We start from the raw sequence: 26,355 nt of genomic DNA, 5'->3' as shown, positions 1-26,355 counted from the left end.
CGCCGATGGTGGTCTCTTGCGCGTATCGAGATGCATCGCGGATCGCGTTTCGGGTTTGCGTCGAAGCCCGTCCAGTCTAACTCCTCATATCCTCCGCCGCGATGATCCGCTGGCGAAGCGCCAGGCGTACCAGTTCGATGTCGGAGCCGACGCCGAGCTTGGCGCGGATCTGGTAGCGGGTGTTGGCCGCGGTCTTGACGCTGATATGCAGCGTGGTTGCGATCTCGTCCACGGATTTCTCCGCCAGCAGCATGCGCAGGACTTCGAATTCCCGCGGGCTCAGTGCGTCGATCGCCGAAGGCTCGTCGGCGAGGCTGTTGATGGCGAGTTCGTGGTCGATGTCGGGGCTGAGTGCGATGCGCCCGGCCATGACCTCGGCGATCGCGCGCAGCAGCGCCTCGGGCGGGTTGCTTTTGGTGACGAAGCCGCGTGCGCCGGCCTTGATCGCCTGGATCGCATAGGCGGCGCTCTGGTGCATCGTGAATACAAGGATGCGCGCGGACTTGTCCCACTGCCGGATGCGCCTGATGGCCTCGACCCCGCCAATTCCGGGCATCGACAGGTCCATGATGACGAGGTCGGGCCTGGCTTCCTTGTAGACGCGATAGGCATCGGCCCCGTTGTCGGCCTCAGCGACGACCTGAAGGCGATCCTGCTTCTGCAACAGCGAGCGATAGCCCTCGCGCACGATGGCATGGTCGTCCGCCAGCATCACGCGCGTGCGGCCTGCGGTGTCCGCCAAGTCTAAGGCTGCCATGGCTGAGGCTCCGCCCGCATGGTGGGAATGCGCGCGACAAGCCGGGCGCCGCCCGCCTCGCGCCGCTCGAATTGCAAGGTCCCTCCGAGCGAAACCACGCGCTCCTGCATACCGAGCAGTCCCATGCCGGCTTTCGGCGCGAGGCTGGCGCCATCAGCTTCGCCATCGTCCTCGACGCTCAGGACGATGTCGGCATCTCCGGCCTCGAGGCGCAATTGCACGTGCCTGGCGTGCGCGTGCTTTGCCGCGTTGGTGATCGCCTCCTGCGCGATCCGGTAAAGACTGGCGCTGACACCGGGCGGCAAATCGTCGGCCTCGCCAATGACGGCAATCTCAAAGCGGGTGCGGCCCTTCTCAAAACCGTTCCAGCTCGCAACCAGGCTTTCGAGGCTGATCGTGAGGCCGAGTTCCTCGACATCGGGCGGACGCAGGCGCACCAGCGCCCCGCGCAGGGTTTCCATCATATGCGCGGTCGTGCGCGAGATGCCCCGGCATTCCTCGTAGAGCGGCGGGCATTCGCGCTCCGCGGTGTGGGCGGCGGCGGCGGCCTGCGCCGCGATAGCGGAAAGCGACTGGCCGAATTCGTCGTGCAACTCGCGTGCAAGATGGCGCCGCTCCTCGTCCTGCACTTCGATCAGCTTTCGCGTCAGGGCGTTGCGTTCGGCGAGGGTGGTCTGCAGCCGTTCTGCAAGCGTATTGAATACGCCGGAGATGACAGACAATTCCGCGAGATCGAAGCGGGGCAGCCGCGCGGAAAGGTCGTTCGCCGCCAGCTGGTTCAGCCCGGCGCCAATGGCCCGCGTCGGCCGCAGCGCGCGCGCCAGCGTGGCATAGACCGCAATGCAAAGCCCAGCCAGCGCGAAAGCCATGATGGAGAGCAGCCGGCTCGCCTCGCGCCAGCTCTGGCCGATCTGCGTGGCCGGGTCGAAGGTCGCGACGGCCGTGCCCCGGGCACTGCCCGCCACGAGGACCGGCATCGAGACCGGTTCACCCGGCCGAAAAATGGCCCGGTAGAGCGACGCGAAGATTTCGGGGGCGGCCATTTCGTCGGCGGGCGCTCCGCTGCAGACGCCTTGCCGAAACGCGCCGGCGTTGTCGCGGTAGGCGATGCAGAGCCCCGGCTCCATCAACGCCGCGATTCCCTGCAAATCCGGCGTCGAGTTGATGGACACCGAGACCCATTGCGCCCGCGATTGCTGCAACGAGATATCCCGGGCCACGATCTCGGCGATACGGCTTGCTTTGGCCTTCGCGACACGGTCGCTGTCAAACAAGGCGTAGGCTGCAACCGCGATGAAGCAAACCGCCGCGAGCGCCGCGACGCGTAACGCCAGCCGCAGCTTCAGATCGATGGCGGGCGGGTGGCTCGCCACGGAGTTGGATGCCTGTCGCAAGCTTCCTCCTCAAGCTTTCTCCCATCGGCATCGATAGTGAGGCAAATCTCGCCGGGAAGAAAGTGGGGCAGGAGGGGCAGGACAAGATCGGGTATTTCACCCGGCCGATCCAGGGAAAGCGGCCGTTTCCGCAGGGCAGCAGCTCGGGCGATATCGCAACGAGTAAGGCAGTTCCGAGATAGAGCGTTTTCAAGCGAAGTGGACGCCGGTTCGCGTGAAGAAAACGCATCAAAACAAGAATCTAGAGCCCGGTTCTGATGCAATCAGAACCGAAAAGGCTCTAACAGTTCCGAGGTGATCCATGTGCTCCATCGCCCTTATCCTTGCTCCGGCCATCGTACTTGCAGCGCTATCGACGGCTGGAGCCGCTGAGGCGGTCGCGCCGTCTCCGATCAAAATTGCGGTGTTTCCGTTCGAACTGGAGGATTTCAGCGCCGGGGCCGCCTACGTCTCCCCTGATGACATCGACCGCGAGCAGTTGCTGCTGTCGACGGAGGAAGCCCGCCGGCTGATCGCGGCATCCGGGCGCTACCAACTGGTCGACGTCAGCACTGTGAACGACCAGGCGGCGAAGGCGGGCAAGTTGCGGGATTGCGACGGCTGCGATGCCAGGATCGCCGCCGGCCTCGACGCAGATCAATCAATGATCGGGATCGTCACGCGCATCACCCGAATGGAATACGCCGTCACCTACAAGGTTCGCGACGCCAGATCCGGGGCGATCGTCGCCGTCGCGCAGACCGACCTGCGTATGGGCGCCAACGTGGCCTGGAGCCGCGGGGCGCGGTGGCTGATCGAAAACCGTCTGCTGGAGCAGGCGAAATAGTTTGCCAGAACGAAACGCAAGTTATGCAATGCAAAGGAACCATTTGCGATGGAAAATCTGATGAAAATGCGGATGCTGAGCCTCGCCTTGACCGCCGCCGCTGTTGTCTGCGCCTGTTCTGTCCGGCAAGGTCGGGCGCAGGCGCCGACGCTCGTGCTCGCCGTCGCCGAAATCCACTATGTCGACACCTCGGGTGAGGTGATCGATCAAAGCGCCGACCATCGCCGGCGGCTGCGTGAATTCGAAGCCGCGTTGCGCAGCGATCTGGTAGCGAGCGGAAAGATAGCAAATGCAGCGCTTGAATGTCCGCCAAACGCCTGCTCGGTGGGCGACATCCATGACGGTCAACTGCTGGGCAAGGCGAAGGAGGCCGGCGCCACCCATCTATTGATTGGCCGCTTTCACAAGATGAGCACGCTGATACAGCAGGCGAAATTCGACGTCATCGACGTGAAAGCGCGGAAAGTCGTGTTTTATCGTTATATCAGCTTCCGCGGCGACAACGACGCGGCCTGGCGCCGGGCGGAATCCTTCCTTGCCCGGCAAATCCTCGATCACGGCGAATGGTGAACGGCAGCGCTGGCGTTAGCGCTGCAGCAGCCCCTCCTCGATCGCCTTGATCTGCAGCGCTAAGTGTTTCGAGCCGATGCGGCATTGCGCGAGGCCGCCGGCGATCAGCCAGAGGCCGGGCTGGCCGGTGCGGGCGTACATGTTGCGCAGTTCCTGCTCCTCGCCAAAGCCCCAGATCGTGCCGACGCGTTTCTCCACCGTCTCGCCGAACAGTTTTCGCACCAGCTCTTCCTGGCGCTTGTAGCCGGTCGCCAGCACGACGAGGTCGGCGGCAATGGTCTCGCCGCCCTTCATCTTGGCGCCATCGGCCGTGAACGTATCGAGATCGGCGAATTGCCTCAGCGCGATTTCGCCCTTCACGATCAGGTCGGAGCAGCCGACGTTGAAATAATAGCCGCCGCCGCGGGTGAGATATTTGAACTGCCAGCCGGTATTGTCGTCGCCGAAATCGAGCTTGAAACCGACGCGCTCCAGGCCGTCGAGCAATTCCTTGTCGAGCGCCTTGGATTTTTCTGCAGTCATCGCGTGACTCCTGCGCGCCAGCTTGAGCGGCATCGAGACGGTGATCAGGTCGTTATCCTCCAGCGTGCCTTCATTGTAGGGCGCGTAGACCAGCTGCGCCGATGGCTCGATGCTGACGATCAGCGTGGAAGAGCGCTGAAACAGTGTGACTTTTGCGCCGCTCGAATGCAGGTCCTGCGCGATGTCGTGGCCGCTGTTGCCGGTGCCGATCACGATGGCGCGCTTGCCTTTCCAGTTCTCGCCGTCGTCGTATTGGCTGGAATGCATTACCTTGCCGGCAAAATCCTTCAGTCCGGCAATGTCAGGCACGCTCGGAATGCCGCTGACGCCGGTCGCGAGCACGACATGGCGCGGATGCATGGTGCGCTTGGCGCCGTCGGCACGGCGCAGCGTCACCGTCCAACGGCCTTGCTGCTCATCGTAACTGCCGCCCTCGAAGTCGGTCTCGGTCCAGAAGTTCAACTCCATCGCCTCGACATAGGCTTCGAACCAGTTGGCGAGCTTGTCCTTCGGAATATAGGTCGGCCAGTTCGGCGGGAAATGCAGGTAAGGCAGGTGGTTGACCTGAACTTGATTATGCAGCGTCAGCGCATGGTAGCGCTTGCGCCAGTTGTCGCCGATGCGCTGCTCGCGATCGACGATCAGCGTGTCGACATTCAGTTGCTTCAGGCGGGCGGCGATGGAAAGCCCGGATTGGCCGCCGCCGATGACGAGGACGGTTGGATCGTGGTCGGCATATTCGGCGGAGGCCTTGCGCAGGTCGAGCCAGTTAGGCCCGCGAAAGTCCCGTGAATAGGCGTTGCCGCGCGGCCGATTGACGCCGAGTTGCTCCTCAAAACCTTTCAACTCGCCAAGCTCGGTCAAGAGCGTCCAGGCCTTCAAACGGTTGCCATCGTCCGCATCGGGGATCAGGCGGATGATGCCGCTGCCGCGCCCGACCCTGGTTTCGAACTTGAAGATGGCCTCGATCGCGTTGGTGCCCGCACGCATCACCTTTCGCGGCGCGGCGCGCCCGGGCGTAACGGCGAAGCCGCTGGGCGAAGCGCTGCGGGCCAGCGGCGGAAGGGCTTTCAGGATCGCATCGGCGCCATTGATCGTCTGGATATTCCAGCTCAGCGCCAGCACGTCGCGCCAATAGCTGTCGGGATGGAACAGCGTCTTCAGCAGGGCTTCATCGGGCTTTCCGAGCGCTTCCTCGAATTGCGCCAGCCAATTGTCTGCGGCAACCGAACTGTCGTCCGTCCTGTCGAGCATGGGCGATTCCCGTCACCAGCCGTCTGTGCGGCGTTTCCCTTTCTGCGAGCCTATACCTATTCGGGACGGCGCAGAAAGGGGCGAGGAGATGCCGCCTATTCCGTTAGAGAGAGGATAAGTCCCTGATTCGGCGGCACGCGGCCGTTGAGGGTATCAAGATAGGCGCGTTGAACGGCTGCAGGCCCATGGCTCTCGCTCACTTTCACCCACTGATCCAGCCTCGGGACGAAGCCTGACCATGCGGCGCCAAACCGCATGTCGACGCCGCCCGGTCCCCATTCCTTGGCCCGCTTGCGGATCTGGTCCGGCGCGAAGAACCAACTCGGCTTCGCACCCGGCAATTCCGGCTCGTCGGCCGCCGTGCTGCGATGGGTTAGCCCGACCCGGCCGGAGTATTTCATCTGCTCGCCGAAATGCCGGTGCAGTTGTTCGCGCAAGGAGCTGTTGCCCGCCATGTCGACATACGCCACGGGCAGGTCCGCCGCCATCGAGTTCACGCGGTCATAGGTCACAACGTCGTCGTAGCAGCCGAGCGATTTGACGAACTCGCTATTGCCGGCCGAAGTCAGGCCGATCACCTTGATGCCTCTCGCGTGCACAAGATGCGCAAGGCCATAGGCCGTCTTGCTGGAGGCCGAGGAAAGCATCACGCGCTTTGCGCCATAGAATTCATTCTCGGCGAGAAAGTCATCGACCAGGAACGACAGCATGAACAAAGGCCGCAGCAGCGCCTGATAGTCGCCCTGCTTGCCGGTAAACGCCGGATTGCCGCTGACGCGCGCATAGGCATTGTAGACCGGCGCCACGCCTTGCCGGTGCGCGGCGGCGTCGCGCAGGCCGCGCTTGGAGACGTCGGCGGCTTCGATGACGAGATGCGTCGCCATCGGGAAATAGCCGAACAGCGTTTCGCCTGCGGCAATCCCGGGATGCTTCGAGGCAATCACCTCGCCAAATCCCCATACCGGAACGTTGCCGAAACCTTCGGGTGCCGGAAACAGCTGCCAATACTTCAGACGATCGCCGAGCACGGCATAAGTGATGTTATTGGCGGTGAAGGCGAAGCGCGTGATCTTCACCAGCAGCGCCTCATCAGGCAGCGCGGCTGCGTCAGGCAGTTGCGTCTCGATCGCCTTGCATTGCTGCAGATCATTGCGGGCAACGACGAAGTCGGTGGCTTGCATTGTTTCGATCCCTGCTTCTTACATGCAGCGATCTTTGCGCCGTCCGATGACCGTTTTGCAACAGCAATGATGTTTAAAACGGTGTTCGATTTCGAGGCCGGATGGCTCCCCCGTCATTGCGAGCGAAGCGAAGCAATCCATCTCTCTGCACGGGGATAGACGGATTGCTTCGTCGCTTCGCTCCCTTGCGCAAACGCTTTGCGTTTGTCGCAGGCATGCCGCGGGGCGAGAGTTCACGCCAACGCGCGCAGCCTGCCCTCGGTATACAGATCACGCAGCTTGCGCTTGAAAATCTTGCCGGTGGCTTCGCGGGGCATCGCGTCCATGAACTGGATGTCCTTTGGCACCTTGAAATTCGCGAGGCGTCCGCGCAAAAATTCCTGCACCGCGGCCGGTGATAGCGCGGCATTCGCTTCCGGCTCGATGCAGGCGAACAGCCGCTCACCGAATTCGTCGTCGGGGACGCCGAACACCGCGCAGTCGCGCACGCCGTCCATGCCGATCAGCGCGTTCTCGATCTCCGCCGGATAGATGTTGACTCCGCCGGAGATCACCATGTCGCGCTTGCGGTCGCACAGGAACAGGTAGCCGTCTTCGTCGAGGTAGCCGACATCGCCGACGCTGACGAGGCCGTCGCGGCCAGCCTCAGTGCGCGCCTCGGCCTTGCCGTGGTAGTCGAAATCCGGAACGGACATTTGCCGCATGAAGATCTCGCCGGGCTCATTGACGGCACACAATTCACCGTTCGGGCGGAAGATCTTGACGATGCCGCCCTCGATCGTGCGGCCGACGGTGCCGGGTTTTGCAAGTGCCTCCTCGGCCGAGTGCCAAACCGGAATGCCGGTTTCGGTCGAGCCGAAATATTCGTTGATGACCGGACCCCACCATTCGATCATGGCGCGCTTGACCTGAGGCGGGCAGGGCGCTGCGCCGTGAACGATGAAGCGCAGCGACGACAGATCGTAACGCCGCTTGACGTCATCCGGCAGCCGCAGCAGGCGGACGAACATCGTCGGCACCATGTGCATGTGGGTGACGCGATGACGCTCGATCAGCTGCAGCATGTCTTCGGGATCGAAGCGCGGTTCGAGCACGATTTTGCAAGCACTGCGGAACGCCAGCATACCGTAGGAGTTCGGCGCCGAATGATACATCGGGCCGTTCATCAGTATGACCTGATCTTCGTTCGGCTTCACGCCATAGGCGATGCCGCCGACCCGCGCCGAGGCCGCGATCTGTTCCGGCTTCATCGGCTTGCGGCGCACGCCCTTGGGCAGCCCGGTCGTGCCCGATGTATAGAACATCGGCGCGCTGCCGATCGGGGCTTCCTGCAACGGTGTATGCGTGTCGCGCCAGCGGTCCCAGTCGGTCATGCCGTCGGGGACTTGCGTCAGCGCGGCGGGGACGTTGAACGCCGCGGCGATTTCCGGCGGGGTCGCCACCACCAGTAGTTTGATATCGCCGGGCAGGCCGTGGCTGATCTGCGGCAGCAGGTCGGCATGACAGACCAGGATTTTCGCACCGCTGTCGGCCAGGATATAGGCGACCTCCTCGGCCTTCAGATGCCAGTTGATCGGCACCACCGGGCTGCCCAGCGTCGCCGCCCCGACCGAGACTTCGAAGAACGCGAAGTCATTACGCAGCATCATGCCGACCGGCGTGCCGCCACTGACGCCGAGCGCCCTGAAGCCAGCCGCCGCCCGCGCGATGCGGGCGTGGATCTCCGGATAGCTGATTTGGCGTTCACCACTGATGATCGATGTCATATTTCCTCCCGGCCGGCCGGAATCGTCGGCCTAGCCATCATCCAGAATTTCGTCGAAGCCGATCCAGCTTTTGCCGTCGAAGCGACGCAGCCTCAATTGCTGGAACGGCAGATAGTCGTCGGCGCCGGTCGATACCGTGATGCCCGGCAACAACAGCGGCAGCGGCACCTCGCGCAGCGACGCCGCCTGCTTCATGATGTTCTCGCGGCTGAGATCGTCCTTGCAGGCCAGCAGAACTTTCACCATCAGGTTGGCATAATGATAGCCGGCAGCGTAGTTCGAATTGGTCAAATCCGCATTCGGCAGATACTGCTTCATGAAGGCGAAATACTCCTTCACACCGGGATCATTGGCCCACTGCGCGTCCAGCGTGTCCTTTACGTTGCTGGACGAGATCAGGCCGACGGCGTTGTCGAGGCCAGCCGGCTCCAGGAACGAGATCGATGATGCCGAGGTCGGCACGAAGAACTGGTCCGGCTTCCAGTTGATCTCGGCGACGCCCTTGATCATCTGCGAGGTGAATTTGCCGAGCACGACGCCGAACATCACGTTGGCGCCGGAGGCCTTCAGCGTCGCAAGCTGCGAGCTGATCGTCGGCGCTGATGTCTCGTAGGTTGCCTCCGACACGATCATGGTCGCGGCCTTGTCTCCCAGGCCGCGCTTGAAGCCGGCGACGTAATCGCGGCCGAAATCGTCATTCTGGGAAAGAATGGCGATCCTGGCGTCAGGCTTGGTTCGCAGGATATGCTTGGCATAGACGACGCCTTCGGACTGGTAGGCGGCCATTCCCGGCATGGTCCAGCGGAAATTCTTCGGGTCGGCCCATTTGGTCGCGCCGCTCAGCACGAAGAGCTGCGGCACCTTCTTGCCGTTAAGGTAGCGATGCACCGCGTTGTTGGTGGCGGTCCCGAGCGAGCCGAACATCAGCAGCACTTCCTCCTGCTCGACGAGTTTTCGGGTCTGCTCGACCGTCTTGGGCGGGGAGTAGGCGTCGTCGAGGCTGATGAACTTGATCTTGCGGCCATTGATGCCGCCCTCAGTGTTGATCTTCTCGAAATAGGCCTCCTGCGCCCGGCCGATGATGCCGAAGCCGGACGCCGGACCGCTGTAGGGCAGCGTCTGGCCGATGCGGATTTCGTCCTTGTCGCCCTCGGCGAGAGCGGCAGCATTTGCCAACAGCGCGAATGCGATCGTCAATAAAGGTCGCGACACTCTCATTGTTTCCGTCCCTCTGTTTTGTTTGATTGGCTATTCGTTGTGCCGGCGTGTCTTACGCACGCGCTCGCTTGAGGAAGTCGCCACTAGCATCAGTGAATTCAGCCTTCAGCCGCTCCACCAGTTCGGCGACCGGCGGCGCATCCGCGATCTGGCCGATGCCCTGGCCGGAGCCCCAGATGTCGCGCCACGCCTTGGCCTTGGTGTTGCCGCCAGAACCGAAATTCATCTTCGACTTGTCGCTGAGCGGCAGATTGTCGGGATCGAGCCCCGCGGCCACGATCGAGGGCCCGAGATAATTGCCGTGCACGCCGGTGAACAGGTTGGAGTAGACGATGTCGTGCGCCGCGTGCTCGACCAGCGCCGCCTTGTAGGCCGGATCGGCGTTGGCTTCCGCGGTCGCGATGAAGCGCGTGCCCATGTAGGCCATGTCAGCGCCGAGCGCGAGCGCGGACGCAATACCCCAGCCGTCGGAGATTGCGCCCGACAACAGGACGGTGCCCTTGAACCACTGCTTCACCTCGCGCAGCAGCGCGAACGGCGACAGCGTGCCGGCATGGCCGCCGGCGCCGGCGCAGACCAGAATGAGACCGTCGACGCCATGCTCGGCGGCTTTTCGCGCATGCTTGACGTTGATCACGTCATGGAAAACCACGCCGCCATAGGAATGCGCGGCCTGGACGATTTCGATCGGCGGCCGCAGCGAGGTGATGATGATCGGAACTTGGTGCTTTACGCAGGTCTCCATGTCCTTCATCAGCCGGTCGTTCGAGGCGTGGCAGATCTGGTTGACCGCGTAAGGCGCGACCTTCTTCTGCGGATGCAGCGCCTTGTACTCGCCGAGCTCGTTCTCGATTCGGCTCAGCCATTCGCCGAGTTTTTCGACGGGGCGGGCGTTCAGGGCGGGGAATGAGCCAACGATGCCGGCCTTGCACTGGGCGATCACGAGTTCCGGTCCGGACACGATGAACAGCGGCGAGCCGACCACCGGCAGTTCGAGCGAATTGGCGAGCGAAGCGGGCAGCGGCATTCAGTTCCTCCTTGATCGCGCAGGGCCGGTTACGTCCGGAGCGCATCCATTGATGTTGATTTGAGAGCTTCAGGCCGGGCGGAGCCGCTGACCTGCGCTTGTTGACGGCATTATAGGGCTGGACGGCACGCTGCAGTCGTTCAATATTGAACAGGTGATCAATCAGGAATGAACAGTGCGGCTGCGGCGTCGCGAGGGGAGCCGATGGACTGGGAGCTGTGCAAGACCTTCGTCGCGGTGGCCGAGACCCGCAGCCTCGCCGCCGCCGCGCGCCGGTTGCGCTCAAGCCATCCGACGGTCGGCCGCAAGATTGCCGAACTGGAAGGCCAGCTCGGCATTCCCCTGTTCGCGCGCTCCAATGAAGGTCTTTCGCTGACCGCGCAGGGCCGCAAGTTTCGCGAGCACGTCGAGGCGATGGCGGCGGCGGCGCTGCGTGCGGAGGCCGCGGTGTCTGCGACGGGCGCGCAGGCGCGCGGCGTGGTCAAGCTGTCGATCGGTTCTACGCTCGCCTCGCACTGGTTGATGCCGAAGCTCGGTCCGTTCCTGCGCGCACATGACCATATCCAGCTTGAGATCATCACCCATCCCTATCCGGCCAGCGTGCGCCGCCGCGAGGCCGATGTCGTGCTGCGCCCGGTGGACAGCGGCGAAGAGAATTTGATCGGCCGCAAGATCGGCCGGCTCGGCACCGGCTTCTACGCCTCGCGGGAGTACGCCGCGCGGCGGCGGCTCCCCGAACGGCGCGACGAATGGAAGGGACACAGCGTGATCGGCTTTGCCGACCGCTTGTCGAACGAGCGGCTGGCGCGCTGGAGCGACGCAATCACACGGCAGGGCTCGATGGTGATGCGATGTTCGTCGCAAGGCGACATGCTCGCCGCGGCGCGCGCGGGCCTGGGGATTTCGACGCTGTCCTGCTTTGTCGCGACCGCCTATCCGGATCTCGTCCGCGTCGCGCCACAGAAGCTCGCCAGCGTGGCCGACCTCTGGCTGCTGGCGCATCCCGATCTCGTCGAACTTCCAGCCGTGCGCGCCGTAATCGATTTCGTCACGGCTTCCGCGCGAGAGGATCGGGTGAGGTTGCGGGGATGAGCTTGTCGGCCAGCACGCCCTCGCGTTTCTTCAGCACGCGATAATAGCTCCACCACAGATGCGCTGCCGCCCCGCGCAGCGGGCGCCATGGCTCCGCCAGTGGCGCCATCTGCTTGGCGTTCGGGCGCGCCTGCAGGCCAAGTCCAATCTTGATCGCTTCCTGTATGGCGATATCGCCGGCCGGCCAGGCATCGCCATGGCCGAGGCAGAACAGCAGGTAGACGTCGGCGGTCCACGGGCCGATGCCGTGCAGCGCCGTCAGCGTGTGGTGGGCGGCGTCGGCATCCTCTTCCGCCAGCACGTCGAGGTTCAGCCGTTCGGCCGCCAGTTCGCGCGCGATATTCTTCAGCGTCTTGATCTTGGCGGCCGAAAGCCCGAGCCGGCCGAGGCGGTCGGCGCGGGCCTTGCGGATGGAATCATGGTCGAACGGATCGAACGCGGCCGCCAGCCGCGCCCAGATCGCCCCAGCGCTGGCTGTGGATAATTGCTGGCCGCACACGATCGCGGCGAGGCCGGCAAAGCCCGGCTCGCGCTGCCGCAGCGCCGGCATGCCCGTCAGCTCGAAAATCGGCTTCAGCCGCGCGTCCTGCTTGACCAGCGCGTGGACGGCGTCTTCGAGGTCGGACTGGCTGCTGAGGTGGATGGTCATTTACGGAATCTTCTTAGTCATGGCCGGGCATGGTAATCTGCCTTGTGCAGACTGCGAAAGCCGTCTGCGGTTTCCGGCTGTCGATATCTTTCTGCCTCGGCGGACAGGTCATAGCCCGCCCCTGAGTTGGAAAGATGAGTTTGAGAAGCATCCCACCCGAAATGGATGGCGAGAAGGTCGCGCTTATCGATGCGCTGCTCGACCGCATCGCCTGCGAGCATAAGGTATTCCTGCCGCTGGCTATTGAGAGCGGAAGTCGTGCATGGGGCTTTTCCTCGCCTGATAGCGACTACGATTGTCGTTTCGTCTACGTGCGGCGTATTGCGGAGCATATCACCCCTTGGCCAGCGCGAGACGTCATCGAGTTCCCGCCCAAGGACGACCTGGACGCGAACGGATGGGATCTCGGCAAGGCGCTCCGGCTGCTGCTGAAGGGCAATGCGGTGATTGTCGAGTGGTTGTTGTCGCCGGTGATCTATCGCGGACAAGCCTGGTTCCGGGACGGCTTCCTGGAATTCGCGCGGCATGCCGCGACCCGTGAGGCCATCGGTCGCCATTACCTTCATCTTGGAGAGCGCCAGCGACGGGTTTATTTTGGCGATGGGACAAGCGTGGCGCAGGAGAAGATATTCTATGCGCTTCGTCCGGCCGCAGCATTGCGCTGGATGCGGGTGCATCCGCTGGAAACCATCGCGCCCATGCACTTCCCGACGCTGATGGCGGAATGCGATCCCCCGGCAGCGTTGAGCAGGGAGGTTTCCGATCTCATGCGCCGCAAGCTTGCAACGCGCGAACTTGGCGCTGCTCCGCTGCCGCCTGTCGTCGCGCGCTTTCTCGATTCGGAATTCGAACTGGCGCGGGTGTCGTTTGAGAGCGGTCGCGCGCGGGCGCCCGAAGAAGTCGTCGCGCAGGCCGGACGATTCTACCGGGCGGTTGTCGACCGCCTGGAGCGGGAGGGCCATGGCAGCCCCGATATGCCGGGACCTGCGTGATGCCGCCACCCGTTTTCCGATTTGCACCCAGCCCGAACGGCTACCTCCATCTCGGTCACGCCTATTCGGCGCTGCTCAATTTCGACCTCGCGCGCCGCACGGGGGGAAGGTTCCTGCTGCGGATCGAGGACATCGACGCCACGAGATGCCGGCCGGAATTCGAGGCGGCGATCTACGAAGACCTCGCATGGCTCGGGATATCCTGGGAAACGCCGGTGCGGCGGCAATCGGAGCATTTTGCGCGCTATCGGAAGGCAGTCGAAAGATTGGCAGACTTGGGCCTGATCTATCCGAGCTTCGAGAGCCGCGCGGAAATCGCCCGACTGGTTGCACAACGCGACGCTAGCGCGCCCTGGCCGCGCGATCCGGACGGGGCGCCGCTCTATCCGGGGGCTGCGAAATCGCTGCCGCCGGACCAACGCCGACAGTTGATCGCGCAAGGCACGCCTTACGCGCTTCGGCTCGACATGGCGGCGGCTCGCGCGCGCACGAATCAGCTCACCTGGATCGAACATGGCGAAGGCCCCGGCGGCGAGACCGGCGCAGTGCACGCACAGCCCGAAGCCTGGGGCGACGTCATTCTCGCGCGCAAGGAGACGCCAACGAGCTATCATCTGTCCGTCGTGATCGACGACGCCTTGCAGGGCGTTACCGATGTGGTGCGGGGCAGGGACCTGTTCTGGTCGACGAGCGTGCATCTGCTGTTGCAGCAACTGCTCGGTATCCCGCAACCGGTCTATCGGCATCACCGGCTCATCGAAGATGCGTCGGGACACAAGCTTTCGAAATCGACGCAAGCCACGGCCTTGCGCGAATTGCGTGGGCAAGGTGCCGCGCCTGCGGATATTTGCAGCCTCGTCGGTTTGTCCGGCGACTTCTGTAATACTACTGGGGGTTGTTGAAAACGTCTCCGTGACATCGGCTGCTATCGCGTGTCATGCTGGTCGCGGCAGAGGAAGGGGGACCATGGCGGCAAAGCGGCGCTCACAACGCATCACACGGCCAGTAAAGAAGCGGCCAGCGAAGAAGCGCGCATCCAGCGCCGCGGCAAAAATGCGCGGTGCCCGCAAATCCGCCGCCACCGGCGCTGGCATGGTCGAGACCGCGCTGGCGGCCTTCGCGCATGAGGTCCGCACGCCGCTCACAGGCATTCTGGCAATCAGCAATCTCCTGGCGACGTCCGAACTCGACGAGCGCGAGCGGCGCTGGGTCGACACCATCAAGGCGGGCGCGGAACATCTGGCGAGCCTTGCGACCCTGTTCGTCGATGCGGCGCGCAGCGGCGGTCCCGGGCTCGAGGTGCGGCAGGACTTCTTCGACCTGCGCACGCTCGCCCGCAATGCCGGTGATTCGCTGACCGGCCGCGCGGCGGCCAAGGGCCTGCAGTCGTCGGTCGTCATTTCCGAAAAGCTGCCGGCATTTGCGATCGGCGATCCCGTGCGCCTGCGCGCCGCGGTGGAGAACCTGATCGACAATGCCGTGAAATTCACCGACCAGGGCAGCGTCGCCCTCGAGGTTACGCCCCTGCGCAGCCCGAAAGGCAAGGTCGCCGTCCAATTCGAGGTCTCCGACAGCGGGATCGGCATGACGCTGAGCGAGGTCAAACGCCTGTTCCGGCCGTTTTCGCAGGCCAATGTCTCCATTGCATCGCGCTTCGGCGGCGCCGGTCTCGGATTGTCGTCGGTCAAGCAACTGGCGCGCGCCATGGGCGGCGATGTCGCCGTGACGCAACGCCGTGGCGGCGGCACCACCTTTACCTTCAATGTCGTGATGTCATCGGCAAAGGACGCGGTGACGGCGGCGTCGGGCGCCGATGGCGAGGCGTCGATCGGTTCGCCGCGGCCGTTGCGCCTGCTCAGCGTCGAGGACAATCCGTTCGGCCGCGTCGTGCTCAACGCGATCCTGACCGAGCTTGGTCACCAGACCGAGTTCATCGGCCAGGGCGAGGCGGCGCCCGAGCGGCTTGCGCACGGCGCGTTCGATGCGGTGCTGATGGACATGGTCCTGCCGGGGATCAACGGCATCGAAGCGATCACGCGCATTCGCGCGCTTCAGCCGCCGCTCGGGCGCATTCCGATCATCGGCATATCCGGCCGCAGCGAGGACGAGGCGGCATCGCGCGCCGCCGGCGCCGATATCTTTCTGGTCAAGCCTGTGTCTCCGCGCGCCCTGGCGACTGCGCTGCATGAAGCGACATCCCCTTCGGCAATTGCGACTTCATGATCGCCGCATTCAGTTCGCCGCCGAAGACGAAAATCGCGGAAATGAAATACAAAAACACGAGCGCGATGATGACCGAAGCAAGCCCTGCATACATGGTCACGTAGTTGCTGGCGAAGCGCGCCAGATACTGGCCGAAAACGATGCCCGAAATCAGTGACGCCACCATTGTAAAGACGATGCCTGGCAGGATCTGCAGAAAACTTCGGCGGCCGCAGGGCAGCCAGGCATGCAGGACGAACAACGCCGCCGTCATCGCCGTGATCGTGATGCCGTAGCGGGCGAAATTGAGCAGGCTTTCGTTGGATTCGACGAAGAACGGAATGTGGCGGCGTGCCGTTTCCAAGATCAGCGGACCGAGCACGATCAGGAACGCCATCAAGAGCGACGTGACGGCGGCGACCAGCGTGTAGCCGATCGATTCCAGCCGCAGCCAGTACCACGCCCGCGGCTCGACCACCGAATAGGCGCGGTTCAGCGCGACCCGCAGCGCCTCGACGCCGTTGGAGGCGAAATAGACCGCCAGCACCGCGCCGACGGTCAGGATGTCGCCGCGCGTCGTGGTCAGCACGTCGTGGATTTCGCCCGACAGCGCGTCCGCGACCTGTTGCGGCCAGGTCTGCAGCAGCAGCCCCACCGCGCCGTCGGCCAGCTCCTTGGACCCGAAAAAGCCGGCCAGCGACGTCAGCACGATCAGGAACGGAAACAGCGCCATCAATGTCGATAGCGCGATATGGCTTGCGATCGCCCAGCCGTCATCGGCAAGGAACGTATAAAACGCCTCCATCACGACGAGGTAGACGAAGCGAATGAACCTCACATCTTACCCCGATCTGGCTACGAAGGTCCGGTCGTAAATTTGTGCTAGCATCTGATATTATTCGCTTAAAAGCCAGATCGTCGATCGGTTGCGCGAGGGGTTGTGCGAGGGATTGTGAACGTGTGGCAGTCGGCGCTTGCCGGTGTTATGTAGCGTCGATGGCATCCTTTCTGAGTTCGATCGTCCTCCCGATCGCGGTTGCGGCCGTGGCTATCGTGCTGCTGCTCGGCCTCATCAACATGATGCGCGGCGGCTCGCCGAGCCGCTCGCAGAACCTGATGCGGCTTCGGGTGTTGCTGCAGTTCATCGCCATCGTCATCACCATGGTCGTGGTCTGGGCGATGGCCAAATAGGGCAGGAAAAGGGAAGCGCCAATGGTCGTACTCAACCGCATCTACACCAGGACCGGCGATGACGGCACCACGGCGCTCGGCAGCGGCGAACGCCGGCCGAAATACGATCTGCGCATCGCAGCCTATGGCACCGTGGACGAGACCAACGCCGCCATCGGTGTGGTACGGCTGCACCTCGGCGATTCCCGCGAAGTCGACGCGATGCTGGGCCGGATCCAGAACGACCTGTTCGATCTCGGGGCCGATCTCGCGGTGCCCCAGCGCGACGGCAAGGCTGAGCGGTTGCGGATGCTCTCAAGCCAGGTCGAACGGCTCGAGCGCGACATTGATAGCCTGAACGAGCATCTCGCGCCCCTGACCTCGTTCGTCCTGCCTGGCGGCACCCCCGCCGCGGCATACCTGCATCTCGCCCGCACCATATGCCGCCGGGCGGAACGGATCATGGTGGAACTCGCCGCGAACCCTAAGGAGCCGGTCAGCGAGGCTGCCATCCAGTATATGAACCGCCTGTCGGATTTCCTGTTCGTCGCCAGCCGTCACATGAACGATAATGGGGCCGGAGACGTGTTGTGGGTGCCCGGCCAAAACCGGTAAGATAGCCTCTATCCAAGGGCTGATTTTTGGCTTTCGCGCGTTGACCGCCGATAGCGGGGCCATTAGGTTCCGCGCCCAAGCCAATAAAACCCCAGAATTCAAGCGAAAGAGGATCGATGAAGGTTCTTGTGCCGGTAAAGCGGGTGGTCGATTTCAACGTCAAGGTCCGCGTCAAGAGCGACGGAACGGGCGTGGAACTGGCCAACGTGAAGATGTCGATGAATCCGTTCGACGAAATCGCCGTCGAGGAAGCGCTGCGGCTGAAGGAAGCCGGCAAGGCGACCGAAGTGGTGGTGGTGTCGATCGGCCCGGCGCAGGCCTCGGAGACGATCCGGACCGGTCTCGCCATGGGCGCCGACCGCGGGATTCTCGTCAAGGCCGAAGGCAATGTGGAGCCCTTGGCGGTCGCCAAGATTCTGAAAGCCGTGGCTGACGCGGAGAAGCCCGGCCTCGTCATTCTCGGCAAGCAGGCGATCGACGACGATTCGAACCAGACCGGCCAGATGCTGGCGGCGCTGCTCGGATGGTCGCAGGCGACCTTTGCCTCCAAGCTCGAAGTCGAAGGAAGCGATTTCAAGGTCACGCGCGAGGTCGACGGCGGCCTGCAGACCGTGCAGCTGAAGGGACCGGCGATCGTCACCACCGATTTGCGGCTGAACGAGCCGCGCTACGCGTCGCTGCCCAACATCATGAAGGCGAAGAAGAAGCCGATCGACGACAAGAGCGCGGCAGATTACGGCGTCGATCTCACGCCGCATCTCGAAGTGCTCAAGACCGCGGAGCCTCCGGGCCGCAAGGGTGGCGTCAAGGTCAAGGACGTTGCTGAGCTGGTAACGAAACTCAAGACCGAAGCCGGGGTTCTCTGATGACGACGCTACTGATCGCTGAACACGACAACGCGTCGATCAAGGACGCGACCAACAAGGCGCTGACGGCAGCAGCCGCCCTCGGTGCCGACGTCCACGTGCTGGTCGCCGGCGAGAACGCCAAGGCGGCGGCCGATGCCGCGGCCAAGCTTGCCGGTGTCAAGAAGGTGCTGCTCGCCGATAACGCTGCCTATGCCCACGACCTCGCCGAGCCGCTGGCCGCGCTGATCGTGTCGCTGGCTTCAGGCTATGACGCCTTCGTCGCGCCCGCCACCTCGCGCTTCAAGAACGTGATGCCGCGCGTCGCGGCGCTGCTCGACGTGATGCAGGTGTCGGAGATCATCAAGGTGGTTTCGCCTGACACGTTCGAGCGGCCGATCTATGCCGGCAACGCGATCCAGACGGTGAAATCGAAGGACGCCAAGAAGGTTATCACGGTGCGGACCTCGACTTTCGCCGCGGCCGGTGACGGCGGCAGCGCGACGGTGGAGAACGCCACTGCTGCGGCCGATCCGGGCCTATCCAGCTTCGTCGGCGAGGAGGTTGCGAAGAGCGACCGTCCGGAACTGACTTCCGCGAAGATCATCGTCTCCGGTGGCCGCGCCATGCAGAGCCGCGAGAACTTTGCCAAATATATCGAGCCGCTCGCCGACAAGCTCGGCGCCGGCGTCGGCGCCTCGCGCGCCGCGGTCGATGCCGGCTATGCGCCCAACGACTGGCAGGTCGGCCAGACCGGCAAGGTGGTCGCCCCGGAACTATATGTCGCGATCGGTATCTCCGGCGCGATCCAGCATCTCGCCGGCATGAAGGATTCCAAGGTGATCGTTGCGATCAACAAGGATGAAGACGCGCCGATCTTCCAGGTTGCCGATTACGGCCTGGTGGCGGACCTCTATCAGGCGGTTCCTGAACTGACCGAAGCGCTCGGTAAGCTCGGAAAGTAACGACGGACGGAGCGTGATCCGGAAAAGGGGAAGCCGGTTTTTCCGAAAAGATCATGTTCAAACAAAAAGATAGAGCGGAATGACGATTCGAGGCAGCGTTCATTCCGCTCCAGCCGGACGCGCAACGTCCGGAAGATATTTACCTTAAGCGGTTGCGAGCGAAGTGGATTAAGCTTCGCGTGAAGAAAACGTGCCAATGATGGGGACTGAAACCTCGATACTGATTATATCGTATCTGAGGTTCAGAGATGAACAGGCGCGATGTGCGCGCCGTTCCGGTGGATGAAAAGATGGCGGTGACAATCAAGAAGGTCGGCGTGATCGGCTCGGGCCAGATGGGCAACGGGATTGCGCATGTGGCGGCGCTCGCCGGCTTCGACGTGGTGCTCAACGACGTCTCCGACGAACGGCTGAAATCGGCGATGGCGACCATTAACGGCCATCTGTCGCGCCAGGTTGCCAAGCAGACCATTACCGAGGACGCGCGCAAAAAGGCGCTCGGCCGCATTACCACCACCGAGACGCTGGATGGTTTGGCGGACTGCGACCTCGTGATCGAGACCGCAGTCGAAAAGGAAGAGGTCAAGCGCAAGATCTTTCACGAGCTCTGTGCCGCGCTGAAGCCGGAAGCGATCGTCGCCACCAACTCCTCGTCGATCTCGATCACGCGGCTCGCCGCCTCGACCGATCGTCCCGAGCGCTTCATCGGCATTCATTTTATGAATCCGGTGCCGGCGATGGAACTCGTTGAGTTGATCCGCGGCATCGCCACCGACGATTCCACCTTCGAAACGGCAAAGGAATTTGTCGGCAAGGTCGGCAAGCAGATCGCGGTATCGGAGGATTTCCCGGCCTTCATCGTTAACCGCATCCTGCTGCCGATGATCAACGAGGCGATCTACACGCTCTATGAGGGTGTCGGAAACGTCGAGGCGATCGACGCCGCCATGAAGCTCGGCGCGCATCACCCGATGGGGCCGTTGGAACTCGCCGATTTCATCGGTCTGGATACGTGTCTTTCGATTATGCAGGTGCTGCATGAGGGGCTGGCGGATTCGAAATACCGGCCGTGCCCGCTGCTCGTGAAATATGTCGAGGCCGGCTGGCTCGGCCGCAAGACGCAGCGCGGCTTCTACGACTACCGCGGCGACAAGCCGGTCCCGACGCGCTAGGGCTCCACTCTCGATGCGTAGGGTGGGCAAAAGCCACCGGGTCGCGCGAATGCGCGCCCGATGACAGGCTCCGCGTGCCCACCATGCCTCTGCAAATTCAAACGCCGACGTGCTCTGCACAGGCGCTATCGCCGGTTGTGAAAAAATCGGCGGGCCCCTTCGCTCTTCGAGCTACGGCGGACAAGTCGCTTTGCCCACCCCACTTTTTTTCACGCTGCTCGGACAGGTTCCACCGCGCTCACAGCACAATCTCCAGAATTCGTTAACCGGTGCCGGGGTAGGGTGCCCTCAGGTTTGAGGAGTGCTGCGTATGGATATGATGGCTATGGTTTCGAGCATGATGGCGATGAAGGCGGCGGGCACGCAGCAGCAGATCCAGACCTCGATCATCAAACAGAACGCGGACGCCGAGAAAGCCGCGGTCCAGACGCTGCTGGGTACGGCCAATCTCGCCCACGGCGTTGGCGGCAACCTCAATATTGCGGCCTGAAATTACCGTCCTGCAGGGTAGGCAAAGGCGCGCTTGCGCCGTGCCGCCATCTCTCCAGTTCGCGACATTAGGTGGGCACGCTTCCGCCTTCGCTCTTCGAGCTACGGCGGACAAGTCGCTTTGCCCAGCCTACGATTCTATCGCCGGGCTGCTAAAGCCCCGCCTTCACTGGCTCCATCGCGGCCTTGATCAGCTTGATTGCGTCGTCGCTGGCCCATTCGGCGGGGCCGGCCAGGTTGCCGATTTCGCAGCCCTGGCCATCGACCAGTATCGAGGTCGGCATGCCCAGCGCCTTGCCTATGCCCTTAAGGTCCTGAAAAACCTTGGCTTTTGAGTCCGCGAAATAGCCAAGCCTGGTCAGATTGGCCTCTTTGAGGAAGGTTTTCGGCTTCTCGGGATCGCGGGTGTCGATATTGACGGCGACCACCTCAAAATCCTTGCCCCCGAGCTTGGCCTGCAGGCTGTCGAGCGCCGGCATCTCTTTACGGCAAGGCACGCACCATGTGGCCCACAGGTTCACCAGCACGGTCTTGCCGCGCCATTCCGAGAGCTTTCGGGGCTTGCCCTCGGCGTCCTCAAAGGCGAGGTCGGGGAGCCGCAGCGGGGTCGTCGCCATGGTCAGCGCGGCTACCTCGCCATGCGCCAGCGGCGCGATCTTGCGGGCCAGTTCGACGGCGCCCGTACAGGAGGGATCGCCGCCCCTGCCGCGCTTGAAGCCGCCGAACTCGTAAAACGCGCCCAATCCGATCACGCCCACAGCCGCCACTGCACCGATGGCGAGCGGGATCCGGCGTTTCGTGGCCGGGCGGGGCGGGGACATTTCGGGCATATCGTTTGTCATCCTGTATCAGATACGGCTATGCAGGGCGCAAGATTACGGTCGAGTTACGGCCGAAACCGGCACCGCGTTTCGCAGCCGGTTCGACGATTTAGATGGCAAGGCTTAAGAAGTAAGGCCAGGGAAGTCATGAGCAACAAGATGTGGGGCGGCCGGTTCACCGAGCGTCCCGATGCGATCATGGAGGAAATCAACGTCTCGATCGACGTCGACCGTCACCTCTATGCCCAGGACATCGCCGCGTCCAAGGCCCACGCCGCAATGCTGGCCGCGCAAGGCATTATCACCGCTGTTGATGCGAAAAATATCGGCAAGGGTCTAGACACGATTTTGTCAGAAATCGGCAAGGGCTCGTTCGACTTCAAGCGCGCGCTCGAAGACATCCATATGAACGTCGAGAGCCGGCTTTCCGAATTGATCGGGCCGGCAGCGGGACGGCTGCACACCGCACGCTCCCGCAACGACCAGGTGGCGACCGATTTCCGGCTCTATGTCCGCGACACGATCGACGTAACAGATGCGGCGCTGGCCGCCTTCCAGCATGCGCTGGCCAGCCGCGCGCTGGAACATGCCGCGACCGTGATGCCGGGCTTCACCCATCTGCAGACCGCCCAGCCCGTCACGTTCGGGCATCATCTGCTGGCCTATGTCGAGATGGCCGCGCGCGACCGCGGCCGCTTTGCCGATGCGCGCAAGCGGCTGAACGAATCGCCGCTCGGGGCCGCGGCGTTGGCCGGAACCTCGTTTCCGATCGATCGCACCGCCACAGCCAAGGCGCTCGGCTTCGACCGCCCGATGGCCAATTCGCTGGACGCCGTATCGGATCGCGACTTCGTGCTGGAGACCCTGTCGGCGGCGTCGATCGCGGCCGTGCATATGTCGCGTTTTGCCGAGGAGATCGTGATCTGGACCTCGCCGCTGGTCGGCCTGGTGCGGCTCTCCGACAAGTTCACCACCGGCTCCTCGATCATGCCGCAGAAGCGTAATCCGGACGCGGCCGAACTGGTGCGCGCCAAGACCGGCCGGGTGATCGGCGCGCTCAACGGTCTCCTGATCGTGATGAAGGGGCTGCCGCTCGCCTATCAAAAGGACATGCAGGAGGACAAGCAGGGTGCCATGGAGGCGTTTTCCGCGCTCTCGCTCGCGATTCGGGCCATGACCGGCATGGTCATCGATCTGGTGCCGGACGAGGCACGGATGAAGGCCGCCGCTGGCGAGGGCTATGCCACCGCCACCGACCTGGCCGACTGGCTGGTGCGGACGCTGAAAATGCCGTTCCGCGAGGCCCACCATGTCACCGGGCGAATCGTCGGCCTCGCCTCGAAGCAGGGCGTGGCGCTGCACGAATTGCCGCTGCAGGCGATGCAGGAGGTCGAGCCGAAAATCACGGCGGATGCCCTGCGCGTGCTGTCGGTGGAGGCCTCCGTCAAGAGCCGGACCAGTTATGGCGGCACTGCGCCGAAGAACGTGCTGTCGCAGGCCAAAGCCTGGCTGAAACGGCTGGAAAAAGAGCGAAAATTGGGCTGAGGAAAAAATTTCGCTGCAATTGCTTAGGTTTTTCTTGGGTTTCCGTGGCCGATCGGCACTCGCCAGACCAAGGCAATCTTTGTATGGTGCGGCGCGCATTGGGGATTTCGTCGTGATCAGTAACTACCGCCCGTCATCGTCGGGATGGGCCATCATCCTGCTGAGCGTGACCGCGCTCGCGCTCGGGGGCTGCGGACGCAAAAGTGGCCTCGACCTGCCGCCGACCGCGGCGGCGCCAGCGGCCCAGGCCACGTCGGATACCGAGGCCGAGCGCGCGGCGCAGCCCGGCGTGTTCAATTCGACCTACGGATCCGAGGCAGGCCCCAGCGCCCCCAAGGGCGGCAAGAAGAAATTCGTTCTCGATCCGCTGCTGGACTAGAGTCTTGTTTTGACGCGTTTTCTTGACGCGAACCGGTATCCACTTCGCTCGAAAACGCTGTGAGCGCGCCATGAACCATTTTGACTATCGCAACGGCGTGCTCCACGCCGAGGCCGTCAACCTGTCCGAACTTGCGGACGCGGTCGGCACGCCGTTCTATTGCTATTCGACGGCGACGCTGGAGCGCCATTACCGCGTCTTCACCGAGGCCTTTGCTGGCGAGAAGACGCTGGTCTGCTACGCCATGAAGGCGAATTCCAACCAGTCGGTGCTGCGCACGCTGGCGAAACTCGGCGCCGGGGCCGACGTCGTGTCGGGCGGCGAACTCAAGCGCGCGCTAGCCGCGGGGATTCCGCCGAGCAAGATTCTTTTCTCAGGCGTCGGCAAGACCGAACCCGAACTGCGTGCGGCGCTCGCCGCGGACATTCTCTGCATCAACGTCGAATCCGAGCCCGAACTGGAATTGCTGTCGAAGTTGGCGGTCGAGACTGGCAAGACCGCGCGGATTTCGTTGCGGGTCAATCCGGACGTCGATGCCGGGACGCATGCCAAGATCGCCACCGGCAAGTCCGAGAACAAGTTCGGCATCCCGATTCTGCGGGCGCGCGAGGTCTATGCCCTCGCGGCGAAGCTGCCGGGCATCGAGGTGACCGGCACCGACATGCATATCGGTAGCCAGATCACCGATCTGTCCAAGATGGAGACCGCGTTCCGGATTCTTTCCGATTTCGTGCAGACGCTGCGCGCCGACGGCCACAAGATCGAGCATATCGATTTCGGCGGCGGGCTCGGCATCCCCTATCACGCCGACCGCGAAGCGCCGCCATTGCCGTCGGCCTATGCTGCAATGGTCAAGCGGGTGACGCATAATCTCGGCTGCACGCTGATGTTCGAGCCCGGGCGGATGATCGTCGGCAACGCCGGCATCCTCGTTTCCCGCGTCATCTATGTGAAGCCCGGCGAGGCCAAGAACTTCGTCATCATCGACGCCGCGATGAACGATTTGATCCGCCCCACGCTGTACGAAGCCCACCACGACATTCTCCCCGTTCGCGAGCCCGTCAAGGGCGTCCGAACCATCACGGCCGACGTCGTCGGTCCGGTCTGCGAGACCGGCGACTATCTCGCCCTCGACCGCAACCTTCCCGAACCCAAGGCCGGCGATCTCATCGCGATCATGACCGCCGGCGCCTACGGCGCGGTGCAGTCCGGCTTCTACAATACGCGCGCGCTGGTGCCCGAAGTCCTCGTCAAGGACGACCAATACGCCGTGGTGCGCCCGCGCATCGAGGTCGAAGAGCTGATCGCGATGGACCGGCCGGCGCCGTGGCTGTGAGCCCGCTGATGGCGCCACAACAGCGGTGTCCTCCCTGCGAACGCATGCGTTCGCAGGGACGACGACAGACCAGACCACTTCCTATCATACAGCCCTTCGCTCCACCTCATCCTACGCAATACTGAAGCGTCCGTCAGACGGTTTCGGCTGTATTGGCCGCTATCACCGCAGTTGTTCTTTGCGCTGCGTCATAGACTTTGACCTGAAGCATCGGGAATTTGGTCTTGAGTTCCCGCGCTTTCTTTTCGGCGGCTTCCTTTGTGTCGAACACCGCCTTCATCTGACCGTCGACCTCCATGCCGAAACCCTCGGTGATCGTGACATCGGCGCGCATGATGTTCCTGGGTATTGGCTCCTCGGCCATCGTCGTTATGGGTTTTCTTATCATGGATCTTTCCTCCTACGTTCTGGCTGCTGCCGCGTTATGGGCGCGCACGACGAGGATGGACGTTTCGCTAAAACTTCTTCTGTTCAGCCAGCAACTTGAAATCGGTTTCTGCGCTCTTATCTAAAACGCAGTCGATATGGATTTGTTCGGCGGGCCCTCACTGTGCTAATCGGGCGCCAGGAACACCGTACCCTCGCGCTTTTGAGCGCCGCCCTCAGTGGCCCATCGACCGGATTGCAGCACGACAATTCCTCCAATGAACGTCGCACGGCTCTGCCGGAGCGGCATACAACATGAAAACCAACATGAAGCACATTTCGGAAGTTAAGCCGGTAACGGTACAGCCACGTCCAAATACGAAAGCTATGGCCGGCGTAGCGCGCCGAGGATCCCGGCCCGCCCGGAGAAATGAATCTTCCGGGTTCCCTCACCCTCACGCGAAGAACGCTCAGAGCGCCGAGAAAAACTATGAACGCTACCTGGCCTTGGCCCGCGCTGAAGCTCTGAAGGGAGACCGGATCGCAGCGGAGAATTATTTCCAGCATGCCGAGCACTATTTCCGGTCGATGGCGAAGAATGCGAATTAGTGTGCCGCAGGATGGGGGTGCGATTGCCGGACTTCCCCTGGATTGCTTGGAGTCCCATCGCGCCTGGAACCATGCCAAACCGTCGGGTTCCATACAGACATTGATTCGAATCAGATTTTTATTCCGGCCCATGCTGGGCACCATGTGGATGGGCATGCCCGGCATGGGACAAGGGACGGCCCCAACGGTTGATGCCTAGCCCGAAGCGGGGGCCATCCTTCCAATGTGCCGCACGGCGGTGCCGGGCACACGGAATAAACGCGCTCAACTGCGGCGCGTTCGTATGGCAGAATCCCAACAGAAGGGAGTTGATTCGATGATGCTCGAAACAATTCTGGCATTGTTGGGCCTCGCGACTTGCGCGCTGGTCCTCATTTCATTCTGGGGCTCCGACCTCTTTGGAAGCCGCACGCGGAAGCGGGGTTAATTAACTAGCGCGTTCGGTAACCGCCCCACGGCGTGGGCTGCGAAGATTGCCAGGCTGAATAGTGCGAGAGTCGCTGTAGAGGCGGCGATCATGGCTGCGCTTCTGCTCGCCGATTTCGGCGAGGGTAGTTGCCGCGCGACTGCATCCAAATCGGATCGAAGATGAA

Annotated in this window: 27 protein-coding genes; 16 read left to right on the top strand and 11 right to left on the bottom strand. The window is 63.0% G+C overall.

The window, feature by feature from the left end; all coding sequences use genetic code 11:
- Nucleotides 1–76: 76 nt before the first annotated feature.
- Together V1286_RS30390 and V1286_RS30385 are read right to left on the bottom strand one after the other, a co-directional pair.
- The gene (locus V1286_RS30390; protein WP_334485894.1) at nt 77–757 is read right to left on the bottom strand and encodes a response regulator transcription factor; all 681 of its coding nucleotides are present in this window, start codon (nt 755–757) and stop codon (nt 77–79) included.
- Nucleotides 745–2,151 (bottom strand): sensor histidine kinase, encoded by a 1,407-nt coding sequence (locus V1286_RS30385; protein WP_334485892.1) that lies wholly within the window; start codon nt 2,149–2,151, stop codon nt 745–747. The genes V1286_RS30390 and V1286_RS30385 overlap by 13 nt, the downstream gene beginning before the upstream one ends.
- 403 nt (nt 2,152–2,554) lie before the next feature.
- On the opposite strand from V1286_RS30385, the gene V1286_RS30380 reads away from it, so the two are divergent.
- Together V1286_RS30380 and V1286_RS30375 are read left to right on the top strand one after the other, a co-directional pair.
- Nucleotides 2,555–2,977 carry a DUF3280 domain-containing protein gene (locus V1286_RS30380; RefSeq protein WP_334485889.1) on the top strand — a complete coding sequence of 141 codons (423 nt, stop codon included), beginning with the start codon at nt 2,555–2,557 and terminating at the stop codon, nt 2,975–2,977.
- Nucleotides 2,978–3,037: 60 nt separating this feature from the next.
- Nucleotides 3,038–3,547: a DUF2380 domain-containing protein gene (locus tag V1286_RS30375; RefSeq protein ID WP_334485887.1), complete on the top strand. Its 510-nt coding sequence runs from the start codon at nt 3,038–3,040 to the stop codon at nt 3,545–3,547.
- A gap of 15 nt (nt 3,548–3,562) precedes the next feature.
- Here V1286_RS30375 and V1286_RS30370 read toward each other — a convergent pair whose 3' ends face one another.
- The 5 genes from V1286_RS30370 to V1286_RS30350 form a co-directional block, all read right to left on the bottom strand.
- A complete protein-coding gene (locus tag V1286_RS30370; protein ID WP_334485885.1) occupies nt 3,563–5,323 on the bottom strand; it encodes a flavin-containing monooxygenase in 1,761 nt (586 codons plus the stop codon).
- 95 nt (nt 5,324–5,418) lie between these two features.
- The gene (locus V1286_RS30365) at nt 5,419–6,504 is read right to left on the bottom strand and encodes a DUF2855 family protein (protein WP_334485883.1); all 1,086 of its coding nucleotides are present in this window, start codon (nt 6,502–6,504) and stop codon (nt 5,419–5,421) included.
- A gap of 233 nt (nt 6,505–6,737) precedes the next feature.
- Entirely contained in the window at nt 6,738–8,270 is a 1,533-nt protein-coding gene (locus tag V1286_RS30360) for an acyl-CoA synthetase (RefSeq protein ID WP_334485881.1), read from the bottom strand.
- 30 nt (nt 8,271–8,300) lie between these two features.
- Complete coding sequence (locus tag V1286_RS30355) at nt 8,301–9,488, bottom strand: ABC transporter substrate-binding protein (protein WP_334485879.1); 1,188 nt, start codon at nt 9,486–9,488, stop codon at nt 8,301–8,303.
- Between the two features lie 52 nt (nt 9,489–9,540).
- Entirely contained in the window at nt 9,541–10,515 is a 975-nt protein-coding gene (locus V1286_RS30350) for an NAD(P)H-dependent flavin oxidoreductase (RefSeq protein WP_334485877.1), read from the bottom strand.
- Between the two features lie 204 nt (nt 10,516–10,719).
- Between V1286_RS30350 and V1286_RS30345 the strand changes: the two genes are divergently transcribed.
- Nucleotides 10,720–11,607, top strand: a complete 888-nt coding sequence (locus V1286_RS30345; protein ID WP_334490003.1) for a LysR family transcriptional regulator — start codon at nt 10,720–10,722, stop codon at nt 11,605–11,607.
- Here the strand turns inward: V1286_RS30345 and V1286_RS30340 are convergent.
- Nucleotides 11,564–12,256 carry a DNA-3-methyladenine glycosylase family protein gene (locus V1286_RS30340; RefSeq protein WP_334485875.1) on the bottom strand — a complete coding sequence of 231 codons (693 nt, stop codon included), beginning with the start codon at nt 12,254–12,256 and terminating at the stop codon, nt 11,564–11,566. The two genes, V1286_RS30345 and V1286_RS30340, sit on opposite strands and share 44 nt — an antisense overlap.
- Before the next feature lie 134 nt (nt 12,257–12,390).
- Between V1286_RS30340 and V1286_RS30335 the strand changes: the two genes are divergently transcribed.
- The 3 genes from V1286_RS30335 (at nt 12,391) to V1286_RS30325 (ending at nt 15,471) form a co-directional block, all read left to right on the top strand.
- Nucleotides 12,391–13,248 (top strand): nucleotidyltransferase domain-containing protein, encoded by an 858-nt coding sequence (locus V1286_RS30335; RefSeq protein WP_334485873.1) that lies wholly within the window; start codon nt 12,391–12,393, stop codon nt 13,246–13,248.
- Nucleotides 13,248–14,150: a tRNA glutamyl-Q(34) synthetase GluQRS gene (gluQRS, locus tag V1286_RS30330; RefSeq protein ID WP_334485871.1), complete on the top strand. Its 903-nt coding sequence runs from the start codon at nt 13,248–13,250 to the stop codon at nt 14,148–14,150. The genes V1286_RS30335 and gluQRS overlap by 1 nt, the downstream gene beginning before the upstream one ends.
- Nucleotides 14,151–14,214: 64 nt before the next feature.
- Nucleotides 14,215–15,471: an ATP-binding protein gene (locus V1286_RS30325; protein ID WP_334485869.1), complete on the top strand. Its 1,257-nt coding sequence runs from the start codon at nt 14,215–14,217 to the stop codon at nt 15,469–15,471.
- On the opposite strand, the gene V1286_RS30320 is transcribed toward V1286_RS30325, so the two are convergent.
- Entirely contained in the window at nt 15,395–16,255 is an 861-nt protein-coding gene (locus V1286_RS30320) for a YihY/virulence factor BrkB family protein (RefSeq protein WP_417021290.1), read from the bottom strand. The genes V1286_RS30325 and V1286_RS30320 overlap by 77 nt on opposite strands.
- 191 nt (nt 16,256–16,446) lie before the next feature.
- Between V1286_RS30320 and V1286_RS30315 the strand changes: the two genes are divergently transcribed.
- From V1286_RS30315 to V1286_RS30290, 6 genes are all read left to right on the top strand, one after another.
- Complete coding sequence (locus V1286_RS30315; protein WP_108512116.1) at nt 16,447–16,641, top strand: twin transmembrane helix small protein; 195 nt, start codon at nt 16,447–16,449, stop codon at nt 16,639–16,641.
- 21 nt (nt 16,642–16,662) lie between these two features.
- On the top strand, nt 16,663–17,235 hold the full coding sequence (locus V1286_RS30310) for a cob(I)yrinic acid a,c-diamide adenosyltransferase (RefSeq protein ID WP_334485865.1): 573 nt from the start codon (nt 16,663–16,665) through the stop codon (nt 17,233–17,235).
- 116 nt (nt 17,236–17,351) lie between these two features.
- Entirely contained in the window at nt 17,352–18,101 is a 750-nt protein-coding gene (locus tag V1286_RS30305) for an electron transfer flavoprotein subunit beta/FixA family protein (protein WP_334485863.1), read from the top strand.
- Complete coding sequence (locus tag V1286_RS30300; protein WP_334485861.1) at nt 18,101–19,045, top strand: electron transfer flavoprotein subunit alpha/FixB family protein; 945 nt, start codon at nt 18,101–18,103, stop codon at nt 19,043–19,045. The genes V1286_RS30305 and V1286_RS30300 overlap by 1 nt, the downstream gene beginning before the upstream one ends.
- Before the next feature lie 290 nt (nt 19,046–19,335).
- Nucleotides 19,336–20,217: a 3-hydroxybutyryl-CoA dehydrogenase gene (locus V1286_RS30295; RefSeq protein WP_334490001.1), complete on the top strand. Its 882-nt coding sequence runs from the start codon at nt 19,336–19,338 to the stop codon at nt 20,215–20,217.
- 310 nt (nt 20,218–20,527) lie between these two features.
- On the top strand, nt 20,528–20,707 hold the full coding sequence (locus tag V1286_RS30290) for a putative motility protein (RefSeq protein ID WP_334485859.1): 180 nt from the start codon (nt 20,528–20,530) through the stop codon (nt 20,705–20,707).
- A 151-nt stretch (nt 20,708–20,858) separates the two neighbouring features.
- Here the strand turns inward: V1286_RS30290 and tlpA are convergent, their stop codons facing one another.
- Nucleotides 20,859–21,527 (bottom strand): thiol:disulfide interchange protein TlpA, encoded by a 669-nt coding sequence (tlpA, locus tag V1286_RS30285; protein ID WP_334485857.1) that lies wholly within the window; start codon nt 21,525–21,527, stop codon nt 20,859–20,861.
- 147 nt (nt 21,528–21,674) lie between these two features.
- On the opposite strand from tlpA, the gene argH reads away from it, so the two are divergent.
- The 3 genes from argH (at nt 21,675) to lysA (ending at nt 24,787) form a co-directional block, all read left to right on the top strand.
- Nucleotides 21,675–23,072 carry an argininosuccinate lyase gene (argH, locus tag V1286_RS30280; protein ID WP_334485855.1) on the top strand — a complete coding sequence of 466 codons (1,398 nt, stop codon included), beginning with the start codon at nt 21,675–21,677 and terminating at the stop codon, nt 23,070–23,072.
- A gap of 112 nt (nt 23,073–23,184) precedes the next feature.
- Nucleotides 23,185–23,451 carry an LPS translocon maturation chaperone LptM gene (gene lptM / locus V1286_RS30275; RefSeq protein WP_334485853.1) on the top strand — a complete coding sequence of 89 codons (267 nt, stop codon included), beginning with the start codon at nt 23,185–23,187 and terminating at the stop codon, nt 23,449–23,451.
- 70 nt (nt 23,452–23,521) lie between these two features.
- Nucleotides 23,522–24,787 (top strand): diaminopimelate decarboxylase, encoded by a 1,266-nt coding sequence (gene lysA, locus V1286_RS30270; RefSeq protein ID WP_334485851.1) that lies wholly within the window; start codon nt 23,522–23,524, stop codon nt 24,785–24,787.
- A 133-nt stretch (nt 24,788–24,920) separates the two neighbouring features.
- Here lysA and V1286_RS30265 read toward each other — a convergent pair whose 3' ends face one another.
- Nucleotides 24,921–25,175 carry a hypothetical protein gene (locus V1286_RS30265; RefSeq protein WP_334485849.1) on the bottom strand — a complete coding sequence of 85 codons (255 nt, stop codon included), beginning with the start codon at nt 25,173–25,175 and terminating at the stop codon, nt 24,921–24,923.
- 293 nt (nt 25,176–25,468) lie between these two features.
- On the opposite strand from V1286_RS30265, the gene V1286_RS30260 reads away from it, so the two are divergent.
- On the top strand, nt 25,469–25,762 hold the full coding sequence (locus tag V1286_RS30260; protein WP_334485847.1) for a DUF4167 domain-containing protein: 294 nt from the start codon (nt 25,469–25,471) through the stop codon (nt 25,760–25,762).
- Nucleotides 25,763–26,355 lie beyond the last annotated feature (593 nt).

It is taken from the genome of Bradyrhizobium algeriense, assembly GCF_036924595.1.
In the GTDB taxonomy this organism is placed as follows: domain Bacteria; phylum Pseudomonadota; class Alphaproteobacteria; order Rhizobiales; family Xanthobacteraceae; genus Bradyrhizobium; species Bradyrhizobium algeriense.
The sequence above is the reverse complement of the archived record's forward strand: the minus strand, read 5'-3'. Positions and strand labels throughout refer to the sequence as shown.